The organism is Frigoribacterium sp. PhB107, assembly GCF_003751515.1.
In the GTDB taxonomy this organism is placed as follows: domain Bacteria; phylum Actinomycetota; class Actinomycetes; order Actinomycetales; family Microbacteriaceae; genus Frigoribacterium.
This window is the reverse complement of sequence record NZ_RJKU01000001.1, coordinates 571,024-595,616: the sequence shown is the minus strand read 5'-3', so window position 1 is coordinate 595,616 and position 24,593 is coordinate 571,024. Positions and strand designations below refer to the sequence as shown.

The 24,593-nt window shown below is 72.4% G+C and carries 24 protein-coding genes; 19 read left to right on the top strand and 5 right to left on the bottom strand.

Annotated elements, in window-relative coordinates; all coding sequences use genetic code 11:
* Position 1: 1 nt before the first annotated feature.
* A complete protein-coding gene (locus EDF18_RS16765; protein ID WP_123546162.1) occupies positions 2-511 on the bottom strand; it encodes a DUF4870 domain-containing protein in 510 nt (169 codons plus the stop codon).
* A 255-nt stretch (positions 512-766) separates the two neighbouring features.
* On the opposite strand from EDF18_RS16765, the gene hrcA reads away from it, so the two are divergent.
* The 11 genes from hrcA (at position 767) to leuA (ending at position 12,086) form a co-directional block, all read left to right on the top strand.
* Positions 767-1,789, top strand: coding sequence for a heat-inducible transcriptional repressor HrcA (gene hrcA / locus EDF18_RS02690; RefSeq protein WP_123546160.1), 1,023 nt, complete (start codon positions 767-769; stop codon positions 1,787-1,789).
* A gap of 94 nt (positions 1,790-1,883) precedes the next feature.
* Complete coding sequence (dnaJ, locus tag EDF18_RS02685; protein ID WP_123546158.1) at positions 1,884-2,999, top strand: molecular chaperone DnaJ; 1,116 nt, start codon at positions 1,884-1,886, stop codon at positions 2,997-2,999.
* Positions 3,000-3,001: 2 nt separating this feature from the next.
* Positions 3,002-3,751 carry a 16S rRNA (uracil(1498)-N(3))-methyltransferase gene (locus EDF18_RS02680; protein ID WP_123546156.1) on the top strand — a complete coding sequence of 250 codons (750 nt, stop codon included), beginning with the start codon at positions 3,002-3,004 and terminating at the stop codon, positions 3,749-3,751.
* 97 nt (positions 3,752-3,848) lie between these two features.
* Complete coding sequence (locus tag EDF18_RS02675; protein ID WP_123547242.1) at positions 3,849-4,253, top strand: HIT domain-containing protein; 405 nt, start codon at positions 3,849-3,851, stop codon at positions 4,251-4,253.
* On the top strand, positions 4,243-5,373 hold the full coding sequence (locus EDF18_RS02670) for a PhoH family protein (RefSeq protein WP_369878085.1): 1,131 nt from the start codon (positions 4,243-4,245) through the stop codon (positions 5,371-5,373). Before EDF18_RS02675 ends, EDF18_RS02670 begins: the two co-directional genes overlap by 11 nt.
* Positions 5,370-5,831 (top strand): rRNA maturation RNase YbeY, encoded by a 462-nt coding sequence (gene ybeY, locus EDF18_RS02665; protein ID WP_123546152.1) that lies wholly within the window; start codon positions 5,370-5,372, stop codon positions 5,829-5,831. The genes EDF18_RS02670 and ybeY overlap by 4 nt, the downstream gene beginning before the upstream one ends.
* 7 nt (positions 5,832-5,838) lie before the next feature.
* Positions 5,839-7,155 carry a hemolysin family protein gene (locus tag EDF18_RS02660; protein WP_194613311.1) on the top strand — a complete coding sequence of 439 codons (1,317 nt, stop codon included), beginning with the start codon at positions 5,839-5,841 and terminating at the stop codon, positions 7,153-7,155.
* Complete coding sequence (gene era / locus EDF18_RS02655) at positions 7,152-8,090, top strand: GTPase Era (protein ID WP_228506190.1); 939 nt, start codon at positions 7,152-7,154, stop codon at positions 8,088-8,090. The genes EDF18_RS02660 and era overlap by 4 nt, the downstream gene beginning before the upstream one ends.
* A 106-nt stretch (positions 8,091-8,196) precedes the next feature.
* Complete coding sequence (locus EDF18_RS02650) at positions 8,197-9,468, top strand: sensor histidine kinase (RefSeq protein ID WP_123546148.1); 1,272 nt, start codon at positions 8,197-8,199, stop codon at positions 9,466-9,468.
* On the top strand, positions 9,465-10,136 hold the full coding sequence (locus EDF18_RS02645; protein WP_123546146.1) for a response regulator transcription factor: 672 nt from the start codon (positions 9,465-9,467) through the stop codon (positions 10,134-10,136). The genes EDF18_RS02650 and EDF18_RS02645 overlap by 4 nt, the downstream gene beginning before the upstream one ends.
* 189 nt (positions 10,137-10,325) lie before the next feature.
* Complete coding sequence (gene leuA / locus EDF18_RS02640; RefSeq protein ID WP_123546144.1) at positions 10,326-12,086, top strand: 2-isopropylmalate synthase; 1,761 nt, start codon at positions 10,326-10,328, stop codon at positions 12,084-12,086.
* Between the two features lie 263 nt (positions 12,087-12,349).
* Here the strand turns inward: leuA and EDF18_RS02635 are convergent, their stop codons facing one another.
* Positions 12,350-13,012 carry a trimeric intracellular cation channel family protein gene (locus EDF18_RS02635; RefSeq protein ID WP_123546142.1) on the bottom strand — a complete coding sequence of 221 codons (663 nt, stop codon included), beginning with the start codon at positions 13,010-13,012 and terminating at the stop codon, positions 12,350-12,352.
* 34 nt (positions 13,013-13,046) lie between these two features.
* Here EDF18_RS02635 and recO point away from each other — a divergent pair, with 34 nt between their 5' ends.
* Positions 13,047-13,814 carry a DNA repair protein RecO gene (recO, locus tag EDF18_RS02630; protein WP_123546140.1) on the top strand — a complete coding sequence of 256 codons (768 nt, stop codon included), beginning with the start codon at positions 13,047-13,049 and terminating at the stop codon, positions 13,812-13,814.
* Entirely contained in the window at positions 13,811-14,650 is an 840-nt protein-coding gene (locus EDF18_RS02625; protein ID WP_123546138.1) for an isoprenyl transferase, read from the top strand. The genes recO and EDF18_RS02625 overlap by 4 nt, the downstream gene beginning before the upstream one ends.
* Here the strand turns inward: EDF18_RS02625 and EDF18_RS02620 are convergent.
* Both EDF18_RS02620 and EDF18_RS02615 read right to left on the bottom strand, forming a co-directional pair.
* Positions 14,647-15,324: a hypothetical protein gene (locus EDF18_RS02620; RefSeq protein ID WP_123546136.1), complete on the bottom strand. Its 678-nt coding sequence runs from the start codon at positions 15,322-15,324 to the stop codon at positions 14,647-14,649. The genes EDF18_RS02625 and EDF18_RS02620 overlap by 4 nt on opposite strands.
* A 32-nt stretch (positions 15,325-15,356) precedes the next feature.
* Positions 15,357-16,319 carry a LysR family transcriptional regulator gene (locus EDF18_RS02615; RefSeq protein ID WP_233568951.1) on the bottom strand — a complete coding sequence of 321 codons (963 nt, stop codon included), beginning with the start codon at positions 16,317-16,319 and terminating at the stop codon, positions 15,357-15,359.
* An 81-nt stretch (positions 16,320-16,400) separates the two neighbouring features.
* On the opposite strand from EDF18_RS02615, the gene EDF18_RS02610 reads away from it, so the two are divergent.
* The 4 genes from EDF18_RS02610 (at position 16,401) to EDF18_RS02595 (ending at position 21,351) form a co-directional block, all read left to right on the top strand.
* Positions 16,401-17,465, top strand: coding sequence for an aminotransferase class V-fold PLP-dependent enzyme (locus EDF18_RS02610; RefSeq protein ID WP_123546132.1), 1,065 nt, complete (start codon positions 16,401-16,403; stop codon positions 17,463-17,465).
* A 180-nt stretch (positions 17,466-17,645) separates the two neighbouring features.
* Positions 17,646-19,031, top strand: a complete 1,386-nt coding sequence (locus EDF18_RS02605) for a glycine--tRNA ligase (RefSeq protein WP_123546130.1) — start codon at positions 17,646-17,648, stop codon at positions 19,029-19,031.
* 620 nt (positions 19,032-19,651) lie between these two features.
* Complete coding sequence (locus EDF18_RS02600; RefSeq protein ID WP_123546128.1) at positions 19,652-20,617, top strand: hypothetical protein; 966 nt, start codon at positions 19,652-19,654, stop codon at positions 20,615-20,617.
* Positions 20,614-21,351 carry a DsbA family protein gene (locus EDF18_RS02595; RefSeq protein WP_123546126.1) on the top strand — a complete coding sequence of 246 codons (738 nt, stop codon included), beginning with the start codon at positions 20,614-20,616 and terminating at the stop codon, positions 21,349-21,351. Before EDF18_RS02600 ends, EDF18_RS02595 begins: the two co-directional genes overlap by 4 nt.
* Positions 21,352-21,504: 153 nt before the next feature.
* On the opposite strand, the gene EDF18_RS02590 is transcribed toward EDF18_RS02595, so the two are convergent.
* Positions 21,505-22,038: an aminoacyl-tRNA deacylase gene (locus EDF18_RS02590; RefSeq protein ID WP_123546124.1), complete on the bottom strand. Its 534-nt coding sequence runs from the start codon at positions 22,036-22,038 to the stop codon at positions 21,505-21,507.
* Between the two features lie 15 nt (positions 22,039-22,053).
* Between EDF18_RS02590 and dusB the strand changes: the two genes are divergently transcribed.
* Positions 22,054-23,211, top strand: a complete 1,158-nt coding sequence (gene dusB, locus EDF18_RS02585) for a tRNA dihydrouridine synthase DusB (RefSeq protein ID WP_123546122.1) — start codon at positions 22,054-22,056, stop codon at positions 23,209-23,211.
* Between the two features lie 98 nt (positions 23,212-23,309).
* Positions 23,310-24,581 carry a deoxyguanosinetriphosphate triphosphohydrolase gene (locus tag EDF18_RS02580; protein ID WP_123546120.1) on the top strand — a complete coding sequence of 424 codons (1,272 nt, stop codon included), beginning with the start codon at positions 23,310-23,312 and terminating at the stop codon, positions 24,579-24,581.
* Positions 24,582-24,593 lie beyond the last annotated feature (12 nt).

Sequence of the window (24,593 nt, the reverse complement as noted above, 5' to 3'; positions counted from 1 at the left end):
GCTACGCCTTGACGAACTCGATGCTCAGCGGGTACTTGTAGTACTCGCCGCGGTTGGCGGCGAGGGCCGCGATGATCCCGAAGACGATCACGACGATCGCCGCGGCGAGCGTGATCAGCACGCCGATGCCGAGGAACGACGTGGCGCCTCCGACGACGTACGCGATGACCATCGTGATCTGGAAGTTCAGTGCGACGCGGCTGTGCTCGCGGACGAACGGGCCGCGGTCCTTGAGCACGAGGTAGCCGACCAGGGGCGCGACGAAGCTGAGCAGGATGCCGCCGACGTGGATCAGCGTGGCCCAGAGCTTCTCGTCCTCGGGCCGCAGGGGCTGCGGAGGCTGCGGGGCGCCGTAGCCGGGCTGCTGCCCGTAGCCGGGCTGCTGCGGGCCGGGCTGACCCGGCTGCTGCCCGTAGCCGGGCTGGCCCTGACCCGGCTGGCCCTGGCCGGGCTGCTGGCCCCAGCCGGAGCCCTGCGGGTCGTGCGGCTGGGAGGGAGGGGTGTCGGTCATCTGCTCACCTGTTCGTCGTCGTGGGCCCGACCGGGTCGAGGCGAACGGGCGCATCGCGGGTGGTCGGTGCTGGCCGCCCGGCCGGACGAGGTCGTCCGGCGGGCGTCACGGCGAGCATAGGGCAGGAGGTGCGGGTCGAGTAGGCCTCGCGGGCCGCGTGACGTAGGATTGGCAGTCTGGCAGGACGAGTGCCAGCGAGCTCGGGTCGTCGTCGTGACGTGCCCCGCCGCCGGCCGTGCGAGAGGGAGGTGCGTCGTGGTCTCGGAACGTGGTCTCGAGGTGCTGCGCGTCATCGTGCACGACTACGTCGCCTCCCGCGAGCCCGTGGGCTCGAAGTCGATCGTCGAGCGTCACCACTTCGGCGTCTCGGCCGCCACGATCCGCAACGACATGGCGCTCCTCGAAGAAGAAGAGCTGATCGCGGCGCCGCACACCTCGTCGGGTCGGGTGCCGACCGACAAGGGCTACCGTCTCTTCGTCAACCACCTCGCCGACCTGCGTCCGCTGAGCAGCGCGCAGCGGCAGGCGATCGAGACGTTCCTCGGCGACTCTGCCGACCTCGACGAGGTCCTCGGCCGCACGGTCCGCCTCCTGTCCCAGCTGACGAACCAGGTCGCGCTGGTGCAGTACCCCTCATTCTCGCGGGCGCGCGTGCGGCACGTCGAGCTGGTCAGCCTGGCCGAGCGGCGCGTCATGACCGTGCTCATCACCGACACGGGGCAGGTCGAGCAGCGGCTCGTCGAGCTGCCCGTCGTCGTCGACGACGAGTTCCTCGCTGAGCTCCGCGGGGCGCTCAACGCGGCGGTGGGCGGCACCGAGCTGAGCGCGGCCGCCGCGCTGCTCGGCGACCTGCACGACCGCTTCCGCCCTGAGCAGGCCGTCGTGGTCGGCGTCGTCGTCGCCAGCCTGGTCGAGCAGCTCGCCGCCGGGCGTCAGGAACGCCTCGTGATGGCCGGCGCGGCCAACCTCGTGCGCACGGGCGACGACTTCAGCGGCGACCTCTACCCCGTCCTCGAGGCGATCGAGCAGCAGGTGGCCCTGCTGCGCCTCTTCGGCGAGATGCAGCTCGACGCGGTCGACGTCGCCGCGAGCATCGGGCGGGAGAACGCCTCCTTCGGCCTCTCCCAGGCGTCCGTGCTCGCGAGCGGGTACACCTCGACGGGCAGCGAGGTCGCGCGCCTCGGCGTGCTCGGCCCGATGCGCATGGACTACTCGACCAACATGGCCGCCGTGCGTGCGGTGGCCCGCTATCTGTCGTCGCTGCTCTCCGAGCGCTGACGAGCCGCACCTCCCCGGCCCTGCGCGACCGCGCCGCGCCCCCTGACCAGCCCCCACGAGACCACCCCCAGACACCAGAGGCAGACGAGAACAAGTGGCAGATCATTACGACGTGCTCGGAGTCGACCGGTCGGCGACGCCGGACGAGATCAAGAAGGCGTACCGCAGGCTCGCGCGCGAGCTGCACCCCGACGTCAACCCGAGCCCCGAGGCGTCCGAGCGCTTCAAGGACGTCACGCACGCCTACGACGTGCTGAGCGACCCGCAGCAGCGCGAGCGCTACGACCTCGGCCCGCAGGCCGGGTTCGGCGGCGGAGGCGGGGGCGCGGCGGGCTTCGGCGACATCTTCGACGCGTTCTTCGGAGGCGGAGGAGGCGGGGGCCAGCGACAGGGCCCGCGTTCGCGTCGCGAGCGCGGCCAGGACGCCCTGTTGCGCCTCGAGGTCGACCTCGAGGAGATCGTCTTCGGCACGACCCGCGACATCGAGGTCGACACGGCCGTGCTCTGCGAGACCTGCAACGGGTCGTGCTGCGCGCCCGGCACCTCGCCCCAGACCTGCGACATCTGCCACGGCTCCGGCCAGATCCAGCGGACCGTCCGGTCGCTGCTCGGCAACGTCATGACGTCGAGCCCCTGCGGCACCTGCCGCGGCTACGGCACCGTCATCCCGAACCCGTGCCCCACCTGCCAGGGCCAGGGCCGGGTGCGCGCACGCCGCACGATCCCGATCGACATCCCCGCGGGCGTCGACACGGGCATCCGGCTGCAGCTGCCGAGCCAGGGCGAGGTCGGCCAGGCCGGCGGCCCGAACGGAGACCTCTACCTCGAGGTCAAGGTGCGCCACCACGACATCTACAGCCGCGACGGCGACGATCTGCTCGCGACGCTCGAGGTGCAGATGGCCGACGCCATCCTGGGCACCGAGACCACCCTGCACGCGCTCGACGGAGAGGTCGAGATCGAGCTCAAGGCCGGCACCCAGAGCGCCGACGTCATCACGATCCGCGACCGGGGCATCACGAAGCTCCGCGGCACAGGTCGAGGCGACCTCAAGATCGGCGTGCAGGTGGTGACGCCCACCAAGCTCAGCCACAAGGAGCGAGAGCTCATCGAGAAGTTCGCGGCCGGACGCCGCTCGGCGGCGCCCGAGCTCTCGCAGTTCCAGCAGGGCCTGTTCGGCAAGCTCCGCGACCGGTTCCTGCACTTCTGATCGTGGCCCACTTCTACCTGGTCGACGACCTGACGGACGCGTCCGTCGGGAGCACCGTCGTGGTCGAGGGACAGGAGGCGCGGCACGCGGTGACGGTCAGCCGGGTCCGTGTCGGCGAGTCGCTCGCGCTCGGCGACGGGCGGGGCACGTCGGTGCGCGGAGAGGTCGTCGAGGCGACGGACTCGCGGCTCACGCTGGTCGCCGCCGAGGTGACCCGGGTCGAGCGGCCGGGGACCCGGCTCGTGCTCGTCCAGGCGCTGGCCAAGGGCGACCGCGACGAGCTCGCCGCCCAGGCCGCCACCGAGCTGGGCGTCGACGAGGTCGTGCCGTGGTCGGCCGCCCGCAGCGTCTCGCGCTGGGAGGGCGCCAAGGTGGCCAAGGGCACCGCCCGGTGGCGCTCCATCACGCGGGAGGCGACGAAGCAGGCGATCCGGCCCTGGGCTCCCGTGGTCTCCGAGCTGTCGTCGACGAAGCAGGTCGCGGCGCGCGCCACGGACGCCACGACGCTCGTTCTCGTGCTCGAGCCGAGCGCCGAGCGCGCACTCTCCGACGTCGTCGTCGAGGGCGGGGGAGGCGCGCCGTCGTCGGTCCTGGTGGTGGTCGGCCCCGAGGGCGGCATCTCGCCCTCGGAGCTCGAGCTGCTCGCGAGCGCGGGGGCCGTGCCGGTGCGGCTCGGCGACGCCGTGCTGCGCACGTCGACGGCGGGGCCCGCCGCCCTCGCGGTCCTGAGCGTGCGGCTCGGGCGCTGGTAGGCGCCGGGCCGGCGGTGGGGGCCGTGGGGCCGTGCCGGCGGTGAGGGCCGTGCCGCTGGTGGGGGCCGTGTCGGCGGCCGCGACTACCATGGGACGCATGTCCGAGCCAGAGCCAGCACCGACCGAGGCGTCGGTCTTCAGCCGCATCATCTCGCGCGAGATCCCCGCCGACGTGGTCTTCGAGGACGACTCGGTGATCGCCTTCCGCGACATCGCGCCCCAGGCGCCGTTCCACGTGCTCGTCGTGCCCAAGACCGCGCGTCACCGCGACGTCGTCGAGCTCGCGGCCGCCGACCCGGCGCTGCTCGCCCAGATCGTGGCGACGGCCTCGGCGCTCGCCTCCGACCCGGCCCTCCTCGGCGACGAGGTCGTGGCGGCCTCGGGCGGCACGGGCGATTTCCGACTGATCTTCAACACCGGCGCCTCCGCCGGCCAGACCGTGTTCCACGTGCACGCCCATGTGCTCGCAGGCCCCCTCGAGGAAGGCTCCCTTGCCCACTAGCGAGACCCGCTCCACCGACCCTCAGCCCGCAGGCGAGGGCACCACGCGTGTCGACCTCACCGTCGACGGCGTCGCCATGGTCCAGCTGCTCGGTCCCCAGGACCGCCTGCTGCGCACCGTCGAGAAGCAGTACCCCGACGTGCGCGTGCTCGTCCGGGGCAACGAGGTCGCCCTCGAGGGGCCGACCGCGTCCGTGAGCCGGGCCCGGGTGCTCGTCGACGAGCTCGTCGGGCTCGTCCGCGGGGGCCACGACCTCGCGCCGGCCGAGGTCGAGACGTCCGCGAAGCTGCTCGACTCGGGCGCGGCGGCCCCGTCCGACGTGTTCGGCCAGTCCATCGTCTCGAGCCGCGGCAAGGCCGTGCGCGCGAAGACGCTCGGGCAGAAGCAGTACGTCGACGCCATCGACCAGCACACGATCACGTTCGGCATCGGCCCCGCAGGCACGGGCAAGACCTACCTGGCGATGGCGAAGGCCGTCCAGGCCCTGCAGCGCCGCGAGGTGCAGCGCATCATCCTCACGCGCCCCGCCGTCGAGGCCGGCGAGCGGCTCGGGTTCCTGCCCGGCACGCTGACCGACAAGATCGACCCGTACCTGCGCCCGCTCTACGACGCCCTGAACGAGATGATGGACCCGGAGATCGTGCCGAAGCTCCTGGCGGCCGGCACCGTCGAGGTGGCGCCCCTGGCGTACATGCGCGGCCGGACGCTGAACGACGCGTTCGTGGTGCTCGACGAGGCGCAGAACACGACGCCCGAGCAGATGAAGATGTTCCTCACGCGCCTCGGGTTCGGCTCGCGGATGGTCGTCACCGGCGACGTGACGCAGGTCGACCTGCCCACCGGGGCCAGCGGCCTCCAGCTCGTCACCCGTGTCCTCGACGACATCGACGACATCCACTTCGCCCGGCTGACCAGCGACGACGTGGTCCGACACACCCTCGTCGGCCGGATCGTCGACGCCTACACGACCTACGACGCCGAGCGGCAGGCCCAGCGGGCCGAGCGGCAGGAGGCGGCCGACTCGGCCGCCTCGGCGGGGGTCTCCGGCGACGGCGCGAACCGGGCCGAGCGCCGGTCGTCCGCCAGCCGCGACCGGCTCCCGAAGAGAGGCACCCGATGAGCATCGAGGTCAACAACGAGTCCGGCCTCGAGGTCGACGAAGCGGCGATCCAGCGCCTGGCGACCTTCGCGCTCGACCAGATGCACGTGCACCCCGAGGCCGAGCTCGCGATCGTCTTCGTGGACGAGGCGGCGATGGAGCAGCTGCACGTCCAGTGGATGGACGAGCCGGGTCCCACCGACGTGCTCAGCTTCCCGATGGACGAGCTCCGTCCCGGCACCGAGGACGAACCCACGCCGGCCGGCCTGCTCGGCGACATCGTGGTCTGCCCCCAGGTCGCGGTCGCCCAGGCGGTCACGGCGGGCCACAGCCCCCTCGACGAGATGTTGCTGCTGACCTGCCACGGCGTGCTGCACCTCCTCGGCTTCGACCACGCCGAGCCCGACGACGAACGCGAGATGTTCGGTCTCCAGCGCGAGATCCTCGCCGCGTTCGCCGGCGCAGACGAGAGACGGTGACGCCGTGATGGTCACCGTGTTCGTCATCGTGGCCGTCGTGCTCGTCGTCCTCGGGGGGCTGCTCGCGGCCGTCGACGCCGCGCTGGGGGTGCTGAGTCGGGGCGACCTGCTCGAGGAAGCCGAGTCCTCGCCCCGCAGCAGCGCCTCGTTGTCCGCGGTCGCCGCCGACGTCGGAGCCCACGTCAACGCGGTCAACTTCACGCGGGTGGTCGCCGAGACGTCCGCTGCGGTCCTCGTCTCGCTGTCGTTCGCGTTCACGGTCGAGCACTGGTGGCTCGCCCTCCTGTTGTCGGCGCTGATCATGACCCTCGTGTCGTTCGTGCTCGTCGGCTCCAGCCCGCGCAGCGTGGGCCGGGCGCACGCCCGAGGCCTCGTCGTCGCGACCGCGGGCCTCGTCCGGGGACTCCGTGTCGTGCTCGGACCGCTCGCCGACGCCCTCGTCGCCATCGGCAACAGGGTCACGCCGGGCCGGCCCCGCAGTGCGTCGTTCTCGTCCGAGGAGCAGCTCCTCAGCATGGTCGACGAGGCCACCGAGCTCGACGTCCTCGAGGAAGACGACCGTGAGCTGATCCACTCGATCTTCGAGTTCAGCGACACGGTGGTCCGCGAGGTCATGGTGCCCCGCACCGACATGGTCACCATCGAGTCGACGGCCTCCGTCCGCTCGGCGATGAGCCTCTTCCTGGGGCGCGGTGTCTCGAGGGTGCCGGTGGTCGGCCGCGACAGCGACGACGTGGTCGGCGTCGTCTACCTCCGCGACCTCGCCCGGCGCCTGCACGAGCACGCCGGCGCCGACGACGCCGCGGTGGCCGACCTCGCACGCCCCGCGGTCTTCGTACCCGAGTCGAAGAAGGCCGACGACGCGCTCCGGCAGATGCAGCTCGACAAGAACCACCTCGCGATGGTCGTCGACGAGTACGGCGGCATCGCCGGCCTCGTCACCCTCGAGGACCTCATCGAAGAGCTGGTCGGCGACATCAGCGACGAGTACGACCGCACCGTCGCCGAGCACCGCGAGATCTCTCCGGGGGTCTACCGCGTCAGCGCACGGCTGGCCGTCGACGAGCTCGGCGACCTCTTCGGCATCGAGCTCGACGACGACGACGTCGACTCCGTCGGCGGCCTCCTCACGAAGCAGCTCGGGCGCCTGCCCGAGAAGGGCTCGACCGTCACCGTCTCCGGTCTCGTGCTCACGGCCGACCGCACGGAGGGGCGACGTCGCGACCTGCAGACGGTCCTCGTCGAGCGCGACCCAGCCCTGGTCTCCGCCCAGGCGGCCTTCACCGACCCCGATCCCGTCCCCTCCCCGAGAGAAGCACCATGACGACCACCGGCGACGACTCCGTCCTGCCTCCCATGCCGACCGCCGGCCCCGACCACCGTGCGGGCTTCGTCTCGTTCGTGGGGCGGCCGAACGTCGGGAAGTCGACACTGACCAACGCGCTCGTCGGCGAGAAGGTGGCCATCACCTCCTCGAAGCCCCAGACGACCCGGCGGGCCATCCGCGGGATCGTGCACCACCCCGCGGGCCAGCTCGTGCTCGTGGACACCCCGGGCATGCACCGGCCCCGCACCCTGCTCGGCGAGCGCCTCAACGACGTGGTGCAGACGACCCTGGGCGACGTCGACGTGATCGGGCTCTGCATCCCGGCCGACGAGAAGATCGGGCCGGGCGACAAGTTCATCAACGAACAGCTCGACGCGTTCCCACGGGCCAAGAAGGTCGCGATCGTCACGAAGACGGACACGACCTCGCGGCCGGCCGTGGCGGAACAGCTGCTCGCGGTGAGCCGGCTCCGCGACTGGGAGGCGATCATCCCGCTCTCCGCCCTCGGCGACGTGCAGCTCGACGTGCTCGCCGACGAGCTCATCAAGCTCATGCCGCTCTCGCCCGCGCTCTACCCGGCGGACGCCGTGACCGAGGAGGTCCTCGAGGACAGGGTCTCCGAGTACATCCGGGAGGCGGCTCTCGAGGGCGTGCAGGACGAACTCCCGCACTCCCTCGCGGTCACCATCGACGACATGGTCCAGCGCGACGACAAGGACATCCTCGAGATCTACGCGAACCTCTTCGTCGAGCGCGACAGCCAGAAGGCCATCGTCATCGGCAAGGGCGGCGCGAGGCTGCGCGAGGTCGGTGCGCGCGCACGGGCGCAGATCGAGCCGCTCGTCGGCCATCAGGTGTTCCTGTCGATCCGGGTCAAGGTCGCGAAGGACTGGCAGCGCGACCCGAAGCTGCTCGGCCGCCTGGGCTTCTGATCCTCGGTGGCCGCCCGTCCCTCCACAGGATGATCCTGGTCGGCCGCTGGTCGTCGGGACGTCCGTGGCCCACCCGGTCGGCCCGTCCGCGCCCTACGCTCGTCGGATGAGCTTCCGCCGCCTCGCGCCCTACCAGGTGGTCGTCGACGTCTCGGCGGCCCTCCTGCTCGGGTTCGTCTCCCTGCTGTTCCTCGAGGGCGACCTCGCGGGGGGCCTGGTCGTGCTCGGCATGGTCGTCGCCGCGGCGATCCGGCGCCTGTCCCCGTCGCTGGCGTTGACGATCGCCTGGGCCGTCGCCCTCGGCGAGATGGTCTCGCTGTCGACACCAGGCGTCAGCAACCTCGCCGTCTGCGCCGTGCTCTACTCCGTCGCCGCCTACGGCAGCGAGCGGGCGAAGTGGGCGGGTCTCGGGTCCGTGGCCCTGGGCGCGATCTCGGGCACCTTCTACGTCTCGTTCGTGCAGACGTCGCTCTTCGGCATCGACTACAACGTCTACGGCATCACCGACGTGGTCCGCATCTTCCTGCAGCTCGGCATCACGTTCCTCGGCTTCCTCGGGCTCCTCGGCCTCCCGTGGGCCGCCGGGCTGCTGACCCGGGCGCGCTCGACCGCGCGGGTGAGCCGGGAGGCGCAGCTCACCGCCGAGCGCGAGACCGCACGGGCCGAGGGCGACGCCGCGCGGGCCGAGCGCGAGGCGGCGCGGGCCGAGCGCGACATCGCCGTCGAGCAGGAGCGCAACCGGATCGCTCGCGACATGCACGACGTCGTGGCCCACTCGCTCGCCGTCGTCATCGCCCAGGCAGACGGCGCACGCTACGCCGCGAGGGTCGATCCCACGAGCGTCGACGAGGCGCTGCAGACCATCGCGGGCACGGCCCGCGAGGCGCTCGGGGACGTCCGTGTGCTGCTGGGGCAGCTGCGGCACAGCCAGGGCGAGGCGCCGCAACCCGCGCTGGGCGACCTCGACCGCCTCCTCGACCAGATGCGCGGCTCCGGTCTGCAGATCGACCACCGCGTGCACGGCGAGCCCCAGCAGCTCGGCACCAACCGACAGCTCGCCGTGTTCCGCATCGTCCAGGAGTCGCTGACCAACGCGCTCCGACACGGTGCGCGGGACGCTCCGGTCGAGCTGCTGTTCGACTGGCGCTACGACGCCCTCCACCTGGTGGTCTCGAACGTGGTCCGTCCGGTCACCGAGCCCGTCGACACGCGGGCGACGGGCGAGACGCGCCGCGGCGGCCACGGCCTCGACGGGATGCGCGAGCGGGCCACGCTGGCAGGCGGGTCGCTCACCACCCAGGACGCCGACGGCCGGTTCGTCGTCCACGCCATCGTGCCGACGCTGGCGCTTACCCAAGAAGTAGGGATGATCCGATGACCACCACGATCCGTGTCGCCCTGGTCGACGACCAGGCGCTCTTCCGGGCCGGCATCAAGATGCTCGTCGGCTCCCAGCCCGACCTCGAGTTCGTCGGCGAGGCCAGCGACGGCGAGGAGGGGGTGGCGATGGTCGCCGAGGCACGTCCGGACGTCGTCCTGATGGACATCCGGATGCCCGTGATGGACGGGATCGCCGCGACGAGCGCCGTCCTGGCCCAGGCCGAGGCGGCCGCCCGCCGCCCGCCGCGCATCATCGTGCTCACGACCTTCGACCTGGACGAGGCGGCGACCCGCGCGATCCGGGGAGGCGCGAGCGGCTTCGTCCTGAAGGACGCGGACCCCGAGTTCCTGCTCGCGGCGATCCGCACCGTCCACGCGGGCACCGCCGTGATCGCGGCCTCGGCCACGCGGGAGCTCTTCGAGCACTTCGACGGCCGCTCCTCCCGGGCGGCGTCGATCCCGCCCGCCTTCGGCACCCTGACCAGTCGCGAGCGGGACATCTTCGACCTCGCAGCCAGGGGGCTCAGCAACTCGGAGATCGCCGGGCGCGAGTTCCTCAGCGAGGCCACGGTCAAGACGCACATCAGCCGGGTGCTGTCGAAGCTGTCGCTGCGCGACCGCGTCCAGCTCGTCGTCTACGCGTACGAGCACGGGATCACCGAGTAGCGGCGGCCGACGGGGCTCGTCCGTCACGGACCGGGCTCGGGTGCTAGATTCGCCTCGTGCTGTTCGGTCTGCTCCTCCTTAGCTGCCGCGACGAGTCCTGACCCAGGCCTCCCTCGTCGCGGAGTTCGTCGTCGGCCGACACCATCCACGCGCTGAGGCCCCGTCGTCGGGGCAGAGAAGACCTGAGTCATGAAGAACGCACAGATCCCGTCGGGGATGCCGATCCACAAGTACCGCCCGTTCCACGAGCAGATCGCCGTCGACCTGCCCGACCGAACGTGGCCCTCGCGTCGCATCACCGAGGCCCCGCGCTGGTGCGCCGTCGACCTCCGCGACGGCAACCAGGCGCTCATCGACCCGATGAGCCCCGAGCGCAAGCGCATCATGTTCGACCTGCTCGTCGGCATGGGCTACAAGGAGATCGAGGTCGGCTTCCCCAGCGCCTCGCAGACCGACTTCGACTTCGTCCGCAGCCTGATCGAGACGGGTGCGATCCCGGACGACGTGACGATCCAGGTGCTGACCCAGGCGCGCGAGCACCTGATCGCCCGCACGTACGAGGCCATCGCCGGTGCCAAGCAGGCGATCGTGCACCTCTACAACTCGACGAGCGTCCTGCAGCGGGACGTCGTCTTCCGCACCGACCGGCAAGGGATCGTCGACATCGCCCTCGAGGGCGTCCGGCTCTGCCGTGCGGCCGAGGCGACCATCCCCGAGACGGCCGTGTTCTACGAGTACTCGCCCGAGAGCTACACCGGCACAGAGCTCGACTTCGCCCTCGACATCTGCAACCAGGTCATCGAGGCCTTCGACGCGACCCCCGAGCGCCCCGTCATCGTCAACCTGCCGGCCACGGTCGAGATGGCGACCCCGAACGTGTACGCCGACTCGATCGAGTGGATGCACCGCAACCTCGCCCGCCGAGACAGCGTCGTCCTGTCGCTCCACCCGCACAACGACCGCGGCACGGGCATCGCCGCCGCCGAGCTGGGCTACCTGGCCGGCGCCGACCGCATCGAGGGCTGTCTCTTCGGCAACGGCGAGCGCACCGGGAACGTCGACCTCGTCGCGCTCGGCATCAACCTCTTCACGCAGGGCATCGACCCCCAGATCGACTTCAGCGACCTCGACAAGGTCAAGCGCACCGCCGAGCACTGCAACCAGCTGCCGGTGCCGGAGCGCAGCCCGTGGGCGGGCGACCTCGTCTACACGGCCTTCAGCGGCTCCCACCAGGACGCCATCAAGAAGGGCTTCGAGGCGATGGCCGCCGAGGCGGAGGCGACGGGGACGAGCGTCGACGACCTCGTCTGGGCTGTGCCCTACCTGCCGGTCGACCCGAAGGACCTGGGCCGGAGCTACGAGGCCGTCATCCGCGTCAACTCCCAGTCCGGCAAGGGCGGCGTCGCCTACCTGCTCAAGGCCGACCACGCGATCGACCTGCCGCGCAAGCTGCAGATCGAGTTCAGCGGGGTCGTCCAGGCGCGCACCGACGCCGAGGGCGGCGAGATGTCGAGCGCCCACATCTGGACGATCTTCCAGGACGAGTACCTACCCGCTCCGATCGACGACGACAAGTGGGGCCGGTTCGAGCTGACGCGCACGGGGACGTCCAGCGACATGGGCGGCGTGACGTCGCTCGACGTCGACCTGCGCGTCGGCGACACGGTCGAGTCGACCTCCGGCCGGGGCAAGGGGCCGATCGACGCCTTCATCCAGGTCCTCGCCGACCACGGGGTGCGGGTCGAGCTCTACGACTACGTCGAGCACACCCTCAGCGCCGGCGGCGACGCCCAGGCTGCGGCGTACGTCGAGCTCGACGTCGACGGGACGCGCCTCTGGGGCGTGGGCATCGACGCCGACATCTCGACGGCGTCGCTCAAGGCCATCGTCTCCGCGGTGAACCGAGCCGTCCGCCGGACGACGACGGTGCGCGAGCTCGCCACCGCCTAGCCGCTCCGCGGCCGCGGGCACGGGCCGCCGCTCGGCCCGGCTGCAGCTGGCCGCTTGCTCCGTCGGCAGGCCGTCGATCGTGTCGGCAACTCCTGACGCGTGCCCGGTCACGCGTGCGGGTAGCGCTGGCGCGCGGCAGCGCCGGCGTGCCCGTCAGGAGTTGCCGACACGGAGCGCGCCGGTGCGACGGCCGGCGCCGACACCGAGCGCGCCGGTGCGGCGGTCGGCGCCGGCGCCGGCGCCGCAGCGCATGCCGGGCGACGTCAGCGCGGTCGACGCCAGCGCGGCAGCCGGCTCAGAGCACGCTGCTCGGGCAGGGTCCAGCCGAAGCGCACGGCCAGCAGCCGGATCACCAGGGTGACCGACGTGCCGATGATCGCGGAGAGCGCCACCGGTGCCCCGACCGAGACGAGCACGACGAGCACGACGGTACCGGCGGCGGCGGCCACGGCGTAGAGCGACCCGACGTGCATCATCGCGATGGTCAGGTTCATCAACAGGTCTCGCAGCACCGAGCCCCCGACAGCGGAGATCACCCCCACGAACACGGCGGGGATCTCGGGCAGCCCGAGCGCCAGCGCCTTCGTCGAGCCGATCGCGCCGAACAGGCCGATGGTGAGGGCGTCCAGGGCGGTGATCAGCCCCGCGAGCCGGTGGAACAGGCGCTGCAGCGCCATCCCGACGAGGGCGGCGGCCACGGCCACGAGCAGGTACCAGTTGCTCGACATGGCACGGGGCACCTGCCCGAGCAGCACGTCGCGCAGGATGCCGCCGCCGAGCCCGGTGGCGATGCCGATGATCGCGACCCCGAGCAGGTCGAGGCGTCTGTCCTTGAACTCGGAGGCGAACATGGCGCCCTGCAGGCTGCCGACCCCGACGGCGAGGAGGTCGGCCCACAGGGGGATGGCGAAGGCCGTGGCGTGCATCCTGCACTTGTACCACGCGTGGGATCATGGCCGAGTGCCCGTGTACCGAGATGAATGCGTCGTGCTGCGCACCCACAAGCTGGGTGAGGCGGACCGCATCCTCACCATGCTCAGCCGCCAGCACGGCAAGATCCGGGCCGTGGCCAAGGGGGTCCGGCGCACCGGGTCGAAGTTCGGCTCGCGTCTCGAGCCGATGATGGTGGCGGACGTGCAGCTCTACGAGGGCCGGTCGCTCGACGTGGTGACCCAGGCCGAGTCGCTGGGCTCCTACGGTGCCCTGATCGCCGCCGACTACGCGAGCTACACGGCCGGGAGCGTCATGGTCGAGACGGCCGACAAGCTGACCGACGCCGAGGCCGGCCTGCAGCAGTACCTCCTCCTCGTCGGCGCCCTGCGGTCGCTGAGTCGGCGGGAGCACGCCCCCCAGCTCACCCTCGACTCCTACCTGCTCCGCGCGCTCAGCATCGCCGGCTGGTCGCCGAGCTTCGGCGACTGCGCCGTGTCGGGCGCCCCGGGGCCGCACTCGGCGTTCGTGGTGCAGCTCGGGGGAGTGGTGGCCGACGAGCACGCGCCTCCGGGGGCTCCGCGACTCGCGCCTCCTGCGCTCGAGCTGCTCTCGGCGCTGTTGACCGGCGACTGGGAGGCGGCCGACGCGACCCCGGACGCGACCCGCAACCAGGCGAGCGGCGTCGTCGCCGCCTACACCCAGTGGCACCTCGAGCGCGGCCTCCGCTCGCTCCAGCACATCGACCGAGAGCCCGGCCGGGCACTGCCCGCCGCCGCGAGGGAAGGCACCCCGTGAAGAAGACCCACCGCGACTCCGTCGACTGGCGCCCCGTCGACTGGACGGGCCTGTACCCGCCCGAGCTGCCCCGGGGCGCCGTCCCCGAGCACGTCGCCATCGTCATGGACGGCAACGGGCGATGGGCGAACGCGCGGGGCCTGTCCCGTGTCGAGGGCCACAAGCAGGGCGAGGCCTCGCTGCTCGACGTCGTCGCGGGCGCCATCCAGCTCGGCGTGAAGCACCTGAGCGTCTACGCCTTCTCGACCGAGAACTGGAAGCGCTCGCCCGACGAGGTGAAGTTCCTGATGGGCTTCAACCGCGACGTCCTGCACCGGAGGCGCGACCAGCTGAACGCGTGGGGCGTGCGCGTCCGGTGGGCGGGCCGCAAGCCGCGGCTCTGGGGCTCCGTCATCAAGGAGCTGCAGTACGCCGAGGAGCTCACCCGGGGCAACGACGTGCTGACCCTCACGATGTGCGTCAACTACGGCGGCCGCACCGAGATCGCCGACGCCGTGCGTGCCATCGCCGAGGACGTGGCGGCGGGCCGCGTCAAGCCGTCGGGGGTCACCGAGAAGCTCATCCAGCGCCACCTGTACGCGCCCGAGCTGCCCGACGTCGACCTCTTCGTCCGCAGCTCGGGCGAGCAGCGGACGAGCAACTTCCTGTTGTGGCAGTCGGCCTACGCCGAGATGGTGTTCCTCGACCGGCTCTGGCCGGACTTCTCGAGGACCGATCTCTGGGAGGCGGTGGTCACATACGCCAGACGCTCTCGCCGCTTCGGCGGGGCTGTCGACGCGCCGACGACGGCGGCCAGCGGCACCAGCACCGGCGCCGACACGACCGGCAGCGCCTAGAACTGGATGTTCGCGCCGAGGAAGATCCTCTCGGCGGGCCAGAGGAACTGCAGGGTGAGGGGCCCGTCGGCGGGCCGGTGGAACCAGGCGTTGGCGAACACGGCCGACTCGCCCGGCAGCAGGTACCAGGTCGCCGCGTCCGCCGGGAAGGCCGACCCGAGCGACGTCGAGTAGCCGGCGTCCGTCAGCAGGTCCTGGCCGGCGAACACGTCCTGCTGGGCGAGGTCGTTGCCGTAGGCGGAGTAGTCGGCGCTGAGGTCGGTGAGGTCGAGCCGACGTTGCGAGTTGTTCGCCAGCACGTAGGCGGTGGCCTCGACGGTGGTGCCGGCGGGGTAGGGGTCGCTGCCGTCGGGCCGCGCGTAGATGGAGGGCGCCGTGGTCGTCAGCGTGCCGACGCTGTAGACGTAGATCGTGAGGTCCTTGTAGTTGACCTGGTTGAGGAGCGTGCCGCCCGGTGCCAGCTCGTCGGGCGAGGCGCCGCCCGTCCCTCCGCCGGTGCCCGGCGCACCCGTGACCTGGGGCTGGGGCGCCTGGGTGGCCGTGCCGCCCAGGCCCGAGCCGCCGTCGACGCCGGCCTGGCCGACCGGCTGGAGGGTCGTGAGGTCGGGGAAGCAGGCGGTGAGGCCCACCAGCAGGACGGCGGCGAGGCCGACGGCGGTCAGTCGTCTCTTCACGGAGCGGGCACCCTTCGTCTCGTCCGGTCAGCCTAGCTCGGGCCTGTGACAGCGCCCTGCGGCCCGACCGCCTCGAGGCCGTGCCGGTCCGGCAGCACCGCGGCCACCGCCTCCGTGAGGACGCGGATGCTGGGAACCCGCCGGGCCCCGCGGCGGTGCGCGACCGCGATCACCCGCGAGACGGACGGGGGCAGGGTGACGACCCGCACCTCCTCGGGGAGCGCCGCCGACTGCAGCGACAGGCCCGGCAGCAGCGCGATCCCGAGGCCCGCCGCGACGAGGCCGAGCACGGCGAGCGCGTTGTCGGTCTCGAGGACGATCTCGGGCGCGAAGTCCGCGGCCGCGCAGGTGGTGAGGAGGTGGCCGCGGCAGCGCGGGCAGCCCCCGATCCAGCGCTCGGCGTGCAGCGTGCCGAAGTCGTCGCCCTCGACGAACGGGTGGGGGCGGGGCAGCACGAGCACGGTCCGGTCGGCGAACAGCGCGGTCTCGCGGAGCGACTCGGGCACGCTCTCGCGATCGGTGGCGGCCCGGCCCGCATGGCGGAACACCACCGCGGCGTCGACGGCTCCGTCGCGCAGCAGCGTCAGCGCCTCGGGGGGCTCCGCCTCGACGTAGTCGACCTGCAGTCCGGGGTGGCTGGTGCGCAGCCGCGACAGCACGTCGGGCACGAGTGTCGAGGAGGCGCTGGGGAAGCCCGCGAGCCGCACCCGTCCCGAGGTCGCGCCGCCGAGGTGGTCGAGCTCCTGGCGAGCGGCGTCGAGGGCGGCCTGCACGTGGACGGCGTGCTCGGCCAGGCGCCGCCCGGCCTCGGTGAGCTCGACCCCGCGGCCCGCCCGCAGCAGCAGCGGGTGGCCCACCCGGGCCTCGGCCCGCCGCAGGTGCTGGCTGAGCGCCGGCTGGCTGTAGCCCAGCTGGGCGGCGGCCGCGGTCACCGTGCCTGTGTCGGCGACGGCGCGCACGATGCGGAGGGTCGACAGATCGAGGTCGTCGGTCATGCTCGAACCATAACGCGACGTTATGTGTGGTGTCGTCATCCTGGTCTTGTCGTCCTGCGGCGCACGGCCCAGTCTGGGGCGATGCCCGACACGACCAGCATCCTCACCGTCCCGGAGGCGGCCTCGCGCTTCGCGAGCGGCACCGGGTACCTCGCCGCCTGCACCATGGGGCTGCCCCTGGCCGAGACGCTCGCGGCCCAGCGAGACGACCTCGCCCGCTGGGCCACCGGGTCGCGCTCGCCCGTCGGCTACGGGGACGTCGTCGAGCAGGCCAGGGCCTCGTACGCGCGGCTGGTGGGCGTGCCCGTCACGAGCGTCGCCGTCGGCTCGCAGACCTCGGCCATGGTCTCCGTGGTCGCCGCGGCCGCGCCCGACGGCGCCGAGGTCGTCTGCGTCGACGGCGACTTCAGCTCGGTCGTCTACCCGTTCCTGCAGCAGGCGCACCGGGGCGTGACGGTGCGCAGCGTCCCGGTCGACGAGCTGGCGGAGGCGGTGGGGCCCTCGACGTGGTGCGTGGCGTGGTCGGCCGTCCAGTCGGCCACCGGCGTCGTGGCCGACGACGCGAGGATCCGCGCCGCGGCCGCGGTCCACGGCGCCCTCACCGTCTGCGACGTGACGCAGGCGGCGGGTGTCCTGCCGGTCGACGCCTCCGCGTGGGACGTCTCGGTCGGACACGCCTACAAGTGGCTCTGCTGCCCCCGGGGCGCGGCCTTCATGACGCTGTCCGAGCGTGCCCTGGCGGAGCTGCGGCCCGTGCAGGCCGGTTGGTACGCGGGCGACTCGGTCTGGTCGTCCTGCTACGGGCCCGCGATGCAGCTCGCCCACGACGCCCGCGCCTTCGACGTCTCGCCGGCCTGGCCGGCCTGGCCGGGCGCCGCGGCGGCCCTCGCCACGTTCGCCCGCCTCGACCCTGCCGAGACCTGGGCACACGCCAGCGGGCTCGGCGACGAGCTCTGCCGACGCCTCGACCTGCCCGAGCAGCACCAGGCGATCGTCACGTGGGCCGACGTCGACGGCCGGGCCGCCACCGCGATGGGGGAGGCGGGCCTCACCGTCTCCGCCCGGGCCGGTCGCGTGCGGGTCGCCTTCCACCTCTGGAACACGGCCGAGGACGTGGAGGCGGTCGTCGCCTCCCTGGGACGCTGACCCGGATGGTCGAGGCGTCGAGGCGTCGGGGCGTCGGGGCGTCGGGGCGTCGAGGCGTCGAGGCGTCGGGGCTCGTCCGGACGCCGGGCCGGGGCGGGCCGAGCCGCCCGCGCGGCTAGAGTTGCCGGGTACCTCGACCGCCGGGCCCCGAGCCCGGACCGATCCTCTGGAGCACACCCCGTGGCAGCACCCAACCGTCTCGATTCCGTCATCGCCCTGGCCAAGCGCCGCGGGTTCGTCTTCCAGTCGGGCGAGATCTACGGCGGGTCCCGGTCGGCCTGGGACTACGGGCCCCTCGGCGTCGCGCTCAAGGAGAACATCAAGCGCCAGTGGTGGCAGACCATGGTGCAGGGCCGCGACGACGTCGTCGGGCTCGACTCGGCCGTCATCCTGCCGCGCCAGGTGTGGGAGGCCTCGGGGCACGTCGAGGTGTTCAGCGACCCCCTGGTCGAGTCGCTGCACACCCACAAGCGCTACCGGGCCGACCACCTCCTCGAGGCGTACGAGGCCAAGCACGGTCACCCGCCCGAGAACGGCCTCGCCGACGTGCGCGACCCCGAGACCGGGCAGCCCGGATCGTGGACCGAGCCGCAGAACTTCTCCGGCCTCCTCAAGACGTTCCTCGGGCCGGTCGACAACGAGCAGGGCATGGCGTACCTCCGGCCCGAGACGGCCCAGGGCATCTTCACCAACTTCGACAACATCCTGCAGTCTTCTCGCATCAAGCCGCCCTTCGGGATCGGCCAGATCGGCAAGAGCTTCCGCAACGAGATCACCCCCGGCAACTTCATCTTCCGCACGCGCGAGTTCGAGCAGATGGAGATGGAGTTCTTCGTGGAGCCCGGCAGCGACGAAGAGTGGCACCAGTACTGGATCGACGCCCGCTTCCAGTGGTACGTCGACCTCGGCATCGACCCCGAGAACCTCCGCCTGTACGAGCACGCTCCCGAGAAGCTCTCGCACTACTCGAAGCGCACCGTCGACATCGAGTACCGTTTCCGGTTCGCCGGCGGCGAGTTCGGCGAGCTCGAGGGCGTCGCGAACCGCACCGACTACGACCTCAAGACGCACGCCGCCGCCTCCGGCAAGGACCTGTCGTACTTCGATCAGGCCAAGAACGAGCGCTGGACGCCGTACGTCATCGAGCCCGCCGCCGGCCTCACCCGGTCGCTCATGGCGTTCCTCGTCGACGCGTACACCGAGGACGAGGCGCCCAACGCGAAGGGCGGCGTCGACAAGCGCACCGTGCTGAAGCTCGACCGCCGCCTGGCGCCGATCAAGGTCGCCGTCCTGCCGCTGAGCCGCAACGAGCAGCTCTCGCCGATGGCGCGCGGCCTCGCCGCGGACCTCCGCAAGTACTGGAACATCGACTTCGACGACGCCGGGGCGATCGGCCGTCGCTACCGTCGCCAGGACGAGATCGGCACGCCCTTCTGCGTCACGGTCGACTTCGACTCGCTCGAGGACGACGCGGTGACGGTCCGCGAGCGCGACACGATGGAGCAGCAGCGCATGCCCCTGTCGGCGCTGCGCGGGTACCTCGCGGAGCAGCTGCTCGGCGCCTAGCGCCCCGCGGGCCTGCCGGGCGCCGCCGGGCCGCCGGCCCTCCGCGCCTGCGGTGCCCGCCGCGCATGTCCGGGCCACCGGCCGCGGGCGACTCTCGGGGGCCGGGCCGGGCCGGGTCGGGTCGCCGGTCGGCAACTCCTGCACGGTGCCCCGTCGCAGTTGCACGCAGCGGGGTCGCGTGCGACTGCCTGCACTCGTCGCAGGAGTTGCCGACGCCGGCTGCTCCGCGTCGCTCTCGACTCGTACTCGCGGCCTGCTCGCGACCTGCACGTCCCGCGGCTCGCACGACCCGGGGCCTGTACGGCCCGGGGCCGGCACGACCGCTGTTCGCCGGCCCCGGGCCCGGGCTGCCGGATGCGCCGCCCGCGGTCGGCAACTCCTGATCGGGGACGCCCGACGGGCTGCGATGCGCAGGTCGGTGCACCGTGCGTCGCGTTCTTCAGGAGTTGCCGACGTGCACAGGGCGGCCCTGGCACCGGGCGCCTGCACGCGGCGGTGGAGTCGCGTCCTCCCCGTGGCGGTGGAGGTGCGTCCTCCACGCCGTCGAGCGGTGGTCGTCTCGTCCACACGCTGGCCCTCGAGCCCACCGCTACGAGCACATGGGCGTAGATCCTCAGGAGATGACGACGATCCGAGAACTGGTGGCTGCGGCCGGCGGGCTGCTGCACAAGCGCGACCTCGTCGGATACGGCGCCACCGACAGGCACCTCACGGCGGCGGTCCGGGCTCGCGACGTCCGGCGTCCGAGGCGCGGCTGGTACTCGACCTGGCCGCCCACCGACCCGAGGTTCGTCGCCGTCGCGGTCGGGGGGAGGCTGACCGGGGCAGCCGCGCTCGCCCTCCTGGGCGCGTGGGCGTGGGATCTCCGTCCCCCCGACGTCGTCGTCTCCGTGTCCCGCACCGCCTCGCGCCTGAGGCGCCGCCACGGCGTGCGCGTCGTGTGGGACGGAGCAGACGTGGCCGAACGGGGCGGCGCCGCGACCGTGGACGCCCGCGACGCTCTGGCCCGCGCCGTGGTCGAGACGCCCACCTTCGAGGACGCGGTCGTCCTCGCCGACTGGGCCCGCTCCGTCCAGCTGATCACCGAGGCGGACGACCGAGTCGTCCTCGGCCGGCACCGAGCGGACGCATCGGGGCTGGCTGAGTGGAGCGACGTCGGCGCACAGAGCATCCTCGAGAGCGCGGCGGGCACCCGCCTGCGCCTGGCGGGCCGCGTGGTCGAGCGTCAGGTCGTCGTGGGTCCGCGAGGCGAGGCGGTCGACCACGTCGTCGACGGGACGGCGTCGCTCGAGACGGACGGTCGCGAGCACCACGCCGACCACTTCGAGCGCGATCGACGGAAGGACCTCCTGACGATCGCGGCCGGATTCGTGCCGTGCAGGGTCAGCTACCGGCAGGTCCGCGAGGAGTGGGCGGCGGTGCAGGAGGCGGTGAACAGGCTCGTGGGGCTCGCCGGCGGCCCGCCGCCCTCCGCGCGCCCCGAGGCGCGGCTGCCCCGCGTGCTGCGCGCGAGGGGCCGGCGCCGCTGGAGGCTGGGGCGTGACCCGGGAATGCCTCGGACCCGCACCGACTTTGCCCTGTCGTGACCGACACGACCACCGCCTCCTCGCCCCTCGCCAGTTCCCCGATCAAGGTCGACGTCTGGAGCGACATCGCCTGCCCGTGGTGCTACATCGGCAAGCGGAAGTTCGAGGACGCGGCGGCGCGCTTCGACGGCGAGGTCGAGGTCGAGTACCACTCGTTCGAGCTGTCGCCCGACACACCGGTCGACTTCGAGGGCGACGAGGTCGACTTCCTCGTGGAGCACAAGGGCATGCCGGCCGACCAGGTGCGTGGCATGCTCGACCAGGTCACCGGCATCGCCGCCGAGGTCGGGCTCGCCTACGACTTCGGGTCGCTGCACCACACGAACACGGTGAAGGCGCACCAGCTCCTGCACTTCGCGAAGGCGCGCGGCCTGCAGCTCGAGATGACCGAGCGGCTGCTGGCCGCCTACTTCGTCGAGGGCCGTCACGTGGGCCGCGTCGCGGACCTCGGCGACCTGGCCGCCGAGGTCGGCCTCGACAGCGACGAGGTCGTCGCGGCCCTCGAGTCCGATCAGCACCTCGCCGACGTGCGCGCCGACCAGCAGCAGGCGCAGGCGTTCGGCATCACGGGCGTGCCCTTCTTCGTGCTCGAGGGCAAGTACGGGATCTCGGGTGCCCAGGCGCCCGAGGCGTTCCTCGGCGCCCTGCAGCAGGTGCAGTCCGAGCTGGCCACGGCGAGCGGCGCCGCGTCCGCGCCGGGCACGGCCGCGACCGGGACGGACGCCGTCCGATGAGCCCGTTCGCCATGCTCGGCGACGCGGACGCCCTCGCCTGTGAGGGCGATTCGTGCCTGCTGCCGGCCGCTGTCGCCACCGTCGGTGCCCTGACCCCGTGCGCGTCACCGGCCGACGTCCGGACCGAGGCGGACCCGGCCCCGGAGGCGGCGGTCAGTCGCTGATGTCCGCCACGGTCGCGGAGTACGCCTCGATGAGCTCGTCGGCCTCGACGAACGCGCTCAGGCCGTGCCCGCCGGCGCCCATGGCCACTCGACGCCCGACGATCCGCTCGTCGGCCACGACGGGCCAGGCGGTCGAGCTGCCGACGGGAGTGATGGTGCCGCGCTCGAAGCCCGTCGCGTCGAGGGCGACCTCGGCGGCAGGCATCGAGAGCTTGTTCACCCCGACGACGGTCCGCAGCTTGCGCCACGAGATCTGTCGGTCGCCGGGGACGAGCGCGAAGAGGAACGTCCCGTCGTGCCGCTTCACCACGAGGCTCTTCACGACCGAGGACGGGTCGACCCCCATCAGGGCCGCCGCCGCCTCGAGGCTGTCCGCCGCCGGGCGCGCGACGATCTCGACGGCGAGGCCGCGTTCCGCCGCGTCAGCGAGGAGCCGCTGCGTGCCTCGCCCCTGCACGTCGCTCGGCCCTGTGACGTCCTCCACAGGCGAACCGTCGGAGGCTGTCGGGGCAGGATCGCTCATGGGAGAATCGTACCGATGACCACCACCACCCTGCCTTCCCCCGGCCTCTCGATCGGACCGATCGACGTGGCCTCGCCCGTCGTGCTCGCGCCGATGGCCGGGATCACCAACACGGCTTACCGTCGCCTGTGCCGCGAGCACGGCGCCGGCCTGTACGTCAGCGAGATGATCACGAGCCGCGCCCTCGTCGAGCGCACCCCCGAGTCGATGCGGCTGATCACGCACCACGAGAGCGAGACGCCCCGCAGCATCCAGCTCTACGGCGTCGAGCCGAACACCGTCGCCGAGGCGGTCACCATGCTGGTCGCGGAGGACCGCGCGGACCACATCGACCTCAACTTCGGCTGCCCCGTGGCGAAGGTGACGCGGCGCGGCGGGGGAGCGGCCCTCCCCTGGAAGATCGGGCTCTTCCGCGAGATCGTCGAGCGAGCGGTGAAGGCCGCCGGCGACGTCCCCCTGACCGTGAAGATGCGCAAGGGCATCGACGACGAGCACCTGACGTACCTCGAGGCGGGCCGGGCGGCCGAGGGCGCGGGGGTCGCGAGCGTCGCTCTGCACGCCCGCACGGCCTCCGAGTATTACTCGGGCCAGGCCGACTGGTCGGCGATCGCGAAGCTGAAGCAGACGGTCACGAGCGTGCCCGTGCTCGGCAACGGCGACATCTGGTCCGCGGCCGACGCTCTCCGCATGGTCGACGAGACGGGCTGCGACGGTGTCGTCGTCGGCCGGGGCTGCCTCGGGCGCCCGTGGCTGTTCGGCGACCTCGCGGCCGCGTTCCGCGGCGAGGAGCAGAAGGCCGAGCCGGCCCTCGGCGAGGTGGCCGCGGCGTTCCGACGGCACGCCGAGCTCCTGGTCGAGTTCTACGACGGCGACGAGCCGCACGCCTGCCGCGATATCCGCAAGCACGTCGCCTGGTACTTCAAGGGCTACCCCGTGGGCGGCGACACGCGAGCCGCCCTGGCGGCCGTCGAGTCGCTGCAGCAGATGGACGACCTGCTGGCGACCCTCGACGCCGCTCAGCCGTACCCCGGCGATGCGGCCGAGGGGCCGCGAGGTCGCGCCGGCAGCCCGAAGCGGCCGTCGCTGCCCGACCGCTGGCTCGAGAGCCGAGAGCTCGACGAGGCGTTCCGCGGCGAGCTCGTCGCGGCCGAGCTGCACCACAGCGGGGGCTGAGGCGTGACCTCCTCGACGTCCGTCCGCCCCACCCCCTCGATCGCGACGGCACCCGCCACGGCGGCCGCACCCGCACCCGCCAGCCTGAGAGGCCCCCGGTGACCACTGCCTCCCTGCACGGCGTCGGCGTCGACTACGCCCCCGCCGACTCCGAGCGCTGGCTGCCCGAGCAGCACTCGAACCGCCGGAGCGACTTCGCCCGCGACCGAGCACGCCTGCTGCACTCGAGCGCGCTCAGGCGCCTCGCTGCCAAGACGCAGGTGCTGAGCCCGACTGCCGGGCTCGACTTCGCCCGCAACCGCCTGACGCACTCGCTCGAGGTGGCGCAGGTCGGCCGCGAGCTCGCGACGAGCCTGGGCCTCGACCCCGACGTCGTGGACACCGCGTGCCTGGCCCACGATCTGGGCCACCCGCCCTTCGGGCACAACGGCGAGCGAGCGCTGAACGAGTGGTCCTCGGGCATCGGCGGCTTCGAGGGCAACGCGCAGACCCTCCGTCTGCTCACCCGCATCGAGCCGAAGGTCATCGACGCGACGGGCCGCAGCTTCGGCCTCAACCTCACCCGCGCCAGCCTCGACGCGAGCTGCAAGTACCCGTGGCCAGCAGCGCAGGGCGTCCCCGACCCGGGCGGACGCATGAAGTTCGGCTTCTATGACGACGACACGGCCGCCTTCGACTGGCTGCGGGCCGGTGCGCCGAGGCGTCGCCGCTGCATCGAGGCCCAGGTGATGGACCTCTCCGACGACATCGCCTACTCGGTGCACGATTTCGAGGACGCCGTCGTGAACGGCTACGTCGACGTGTCGAGCCTGGGCTCGCCCGACGGCCACGAGGCCCTGGTCACGGCCATGCACGCGTGGGTCGGCGGCGAGCTCAGCCGCGACGAGCTCGAGGAGGCCTTCGACCGCCTCCGCCGCCAGCCCTTCTGGCTCCGTTCCTACGACGGCGGCCGTCTCGACCAGGCCCGACTGAAGAACCTGACCAGCCAGCTGATCGGCCGCTTCGCCGGCTCGGCCACGCAGTCCACGCGAGAGTCGTACGCCGAGCAGTCCCTCATCCGGTTCAGCGCGAGCATGGTCATCTCTCCCGACGTGATCGGCGAGATCGCCGTGCTCAAGGGCATCACGGCGGCCTTCGTGATGACGCAGGGCCACCGCCAGCCGATCTACGAGCGTCAGCGCGAGGTGCTCACGACCCTGTCCGACGCCCTCTGGGCGACGGGCGACTCCGAGCTCGACCCCGGCTTCCGTGCCGACTGGGCCGTCGCCGACGACGATGCCGGCAGGAGGCGCGTGGTCGTCGACCAGGTCGCCTCCCTGACCGACCAGAGCGCCGTCAGCTGGCACGACCGCCTCGTCGGGGCGCGATGAGCGGCCCCGTGA

Bases quoted from the DNA above. Each gene is read 5' to 3' on its own strand.
- EDF18_RS16765 (WP_123546162.1), bottom strand. From the start codon at position 511: ATGACCGACACCCCTCCCTCCCAGCCGCACGACCCGCAGGGCTCCGGC.
- EDF18_RS02675 (WP_123547242.1), top strand. From the start codon at position 3,849: ATGTCCGAGCCAGAGCCAGCACCGACCGAGGCGTCGGTCTTCAGCCGC.
- ybeY (WP_123546152.1), top strand. From the start codon at position 5,370: ATGAGCATCGAGGTCAACAACGAGTCCGGCCTCGAGGTCGACGAAGCG.
- EDF18_RS02660 (WP_194613311.1), top strand. From the start codon at position 5,839: ATGGTCACCGTGTTCGTCATCGTGGCCGTCGTGCTCGTCGTCCTCGGG.
- era (WP_228506190.1), top strand. From the start codon at position 7,152: ATGACGACCACCGGCGACGACTCCGTCCTGCCTCCCATGCCGACCGCC.
- EDF18_RS02650 (WP_123546148.1), top strand. From the start codon at position 8,197: ATGAGCTTCCGCCGCCTCGCGCCCTACCAGGTGGTCGTCGACGTCTCG.
- EDF18_RS02645 (WP_123546146.1), top strand. From the start codon at position 9,465: ATGACCACCACGATCCGTGTCGCCCTGGTCGACGACCAGGCGCTCTTC.
- leuA (WP_123546144.1), top strand. From the start codon at position 10,326: ATGAAGAACGCACAGATCCCGTCGGGGATGCCGATCCACAAGTACCGC.
- EDF18_RS02635 (WP_123546142.1), bottom strand. From the start codon at position 13,012: ATGCACGCCACGGCCTTCGCCATCCCCCTGTGGGCCGACCTCCTCGCC.
- EDF18_RS02615 (WP_233568951.1), bottom strand. From the start codon at position 16,319: ATGACCGACGACCTCGATCTGTCGACCCTCCGCATCGTGCGCGCCGTC.
- EDF18_RS02610 (WP_123546132.1), top strand. From the start codon at position 16,401: ATGCCCGACACGACCAGCATCCTCACCGTCCCGGAGGCGGCCTCGCGC.
- EDF18_RS02600 (WP_123546128.1), top strand. From the start codon at position 19,652: ATGACGACGATCCGAGAACTGGTGGCTGCGGCCGGCGGGCTGCTGCAC.
- EDF18_RS02590 (WP_123546124.1), bottom strand. From the start codon at position 22,038: ATGAGCGATCCTGCCCCGACAGCCTCCGACGGTTCGCCTGTGGAGGAC.
- dusB (WP_123546122.1), top strand. From the start codon at position 22,054: ATGACCACCACCACCCTGCCTTCCCCCGGCCTCTCGATCGGACCGATC.